Raw genomic sequence first — 2,588 nt, 5'->3', positions numbered from 1 at the left:
AGGCGGTACGGATCTTCCAGGTTGTCCAGACGCTCGCTGGTAGCCTGATCGCGGCTGTCGGCGATGAAACGATACGCCTGCAGCAGACCGGCGGGGCCAACGAACTTGTCCGGGTTCCACCAGAACGACGGGCACGACGTCGAGCAGCTCGCGCACAGAATGCACTCGTACAGGCCGTCGAGCTCTTCACGCTCTTCCGGCGACTGCAGGCGCTCCTTCTCGGGCGGCGGCTCGTCGTTGATCAGGTACGGCTTGATCGAGTGGTACTGGTTGAAGAACTGCGTCATGTCCACGATCAGGTCGCGCACCACGGGCAGCCCCGGCAGCGGGCGCAGCACGATCTTCTCGGGCAGCTCACGCATGTTGGTCAGGCATGCCAGACCATTCTTGCCGTTGATGTTCATGGCGTCGGAGCCGCACACGCCTTCACGGCACGAGCGACGGAACGCGATCGACTCGTCCAGCTTCTTGAGCTTGACCAGCGCGTCGAGCAGCATGCGCTCGTGACCGTCGAGCTCAACCTCGTAGGTCTGCATGCGGGGCGCTGCGTCCTTGTCCGGATCGTAGCGATAGACTTCAAAAATACGCTTCATTTTTGTGGGCCCTTCTTATCCGTTAGAACGTACGCGCCTTGGGCGGCACCGATTCCACCGACAGCGGCTTCAACTGCACGGGCTTGTAGTCGAGGCGGTTGCCTTCGCTGTACCACAGCGAGTGCTTCATCCAGTTTTCGTCGTCGCGATTCGGGAAGTCGCTGTGTGCGTGGGCACCGCGCGATTCCTTGCGGGCGGCGGCCGACACCATCGTCGCCTTCGCCACTTCCACCAGGTTGGCCACTTCCAGCGCTTCAACGCGCGCGGTGTTGAACACCTTGGACTTGTCCTTCAGGTGGATGCTGCCAGCACGCTCGGCCACTTCCAGGATGCGCTCGACGCCTTCATCCATCAGCTTCTGCGTACGGAACACGCCGGCGTGCGACTGCATGTTGCGGCGGATGTCGTTGGCAACGTCCTGCGCGTACTCGCCCGAGCTGGACGCATCGAGCTTGGCCAGACGCGACAGTGCGCGGTCCGCTGCATCGGCCGGCAACGGCTTGTGCTCGCGGTTCTTCAGGTTCTGCGCAATGATGTGGTTGCCCGCCGAACGGCCGAACACCACCAGGTCGAGCAGCGAGTTCGTGCCCAGGCGGTTGGCGCCGTGCACCGACACGCACGAGCATTCGCCGATCGCGTAGAAGCCGTTGATGACCTCGTTCGGGTTGCCGTTCTTCGGCACCACGACCTGGCCGTGATAGTTCGTCGGAATGCCACCCATCTGGTAGTGGATGGTCGGCACCACCGGAATCGGTTCCTTGATGGCGTCGACGTTGGCGAACTTCAGCCCGATCTCGCGGATCGACGGCAGGCGCTTCATGATGGTCTCGGCACCGACGTGGGTCAGGTCGAGCAGCACGTAGTCGCCGTTCGGGCCGCAGCCACGGCCTTCCTTGATTTCCTGGTCCATCGAGCGCGACACGAAGTCACGCGGCGCCAGATCCTTCAGCGTCGGGGCATAGCGCTCCATGAAGCGCTCGCCATCCTTGTTACGCAGGATGCCGCCTTCGCCACGCACGCCTTCCGTGATCAGCACGCCCGCGCCGGCCACGCCGGTCGGGTGGAACTGCCAGAACTCCATGTCTTCGAGCGGCACGCCTGCGCGCGCTGCCATGCCCAGGCCGTCACCGGTGTTGATGAAGGCATTGGTGGACGCTGCGTAGATCCGGCCTGCACCGCCCGTGGCGAACAGCGTCGTCTTCGCTTCGAGGATGTAGACCTCGCCGGTTTCCATTTCCAGCGCCGTCACACCCAGCACGTCGCCGTCCTGGTCGCGGATCAGGTCCAGCGCCATCCATTCGACGAAGAAGTGGGTCTTGGCCCGCACGTTACGCTGATACAGCGTGTGCAGCAGCGCGTGGCCGGTACGGTCGGCCGCGGCGCAGGCACGCTGCACGGGCTTCTCGCCGTAGTTCGACGTGTGGCCGCCGAACGGACGCTGGTAGATGGTGCCGTCGGCGTTGCGGTCGAACGGCATGCCGAAGTGTTCCAGCTCATACACCACGTTCGGTGCCTGGCGGCACATGAACTCGATCGCGTCCTGGTCGCCGAGCCAGTCGGAGCCCTTGACGGTGTCGTAGAAGTGATAGTGCCAGTTGTCTTCGCTCATGTTGCCCAGCGAAGCACCGATGCCACCCTGCGCCGCCACGGTGTGCGAGCGGGTGGGGAAAACCTTGGACAGCACGGCCACGGAGAGGCCGGCTTCCGCGAGCTGCAGCGATGCACGCATGCCCGAACCGCCCGCACCGACGATCACCACGTCGAATTTGCGGCGCGGCAGCCCAGTCTTGACTGCGACCATGTCTTAAACCCTCCAGAGAATCTGAGCTGCGTAGCCCGCACAACCAACGAGCCACAGAATCGTCAACACTTGCAGCGTCAAACGCACTGCCACGGGCTTCACGTAGTCCATCCAGATGTCACGCACACCGATCCAGGCGTGATACGTGAGCGACACGAACGCCAGGAACGTCAGCATCTTCATCCACTGGTTGG

The 2,588-nt window shown here is 63.4% G+C and carries 3 protein-coding genes; all 3 read right to left on the bottom strand.

Translation table 11 applies throughout. The annotated features are described in order from the left end of the window. Positions 1 to 593 (bottom strand): succinate dehydrogenase iron-sulfur subunit (locus ACTJK6_RS24250; RefSeq protein ID WP_440840353.1); only part of this gene is annotated, 593 nt, incomplete at its 3' end. Positions 594 to 615: 22 nt separating this feature from the next. Then, complete coding sequence (gene sdhA / locus ACTJK6_RS24245) at positions 616 to 2,394, bottom strand: succinate dehydrogenase flavoprotein subunit (RefSeq protein WP_316882014.1); 1,779 nt, start codon at positions 2,392 to 2,394, stop codon at positions 616 to 618. 3 nt (positions 2,395 to 2,397) lie between these two features. After that, positions 2,398 to 2,588, bottom strand: a 191-nt coding sequence (sdhD, locus tag ACTJK6_RS24240; RefSeq protein WP_440840352.1) for a succinate dehydrogenase, hydrophobic membrane anchor protein, incomplete at its 5' end; no start/stop codon positions are given.

It is taken from the genome of Ralstonia sp. 22086 (assembly GCF_052045975.1).
In the GTDB taxonomy this organism is placed as follows: domain Bacteria; phylum Pseudomonadota; class Gammaproteobacteria; order Burkholderiales; family Burkholderiaceae; genus Ralstonia; species Ralstonia wenshanensis.
The sequence above is the reverse complement of the archived record's forward strand: the minus strand, read 5'-3'. Positions and strand labels throughout refer to the sequence as shown.

Bases quoted from the DNA above. Each gene is read 5' to 3' on its own strand.
- sdhA (WP_316882014.1), bottom strand. From the start codon at position 2,394: ATGGTCGCAGTCAAGACTGGGCTGCCGCGCCGCAAATTCGACGTGGTG.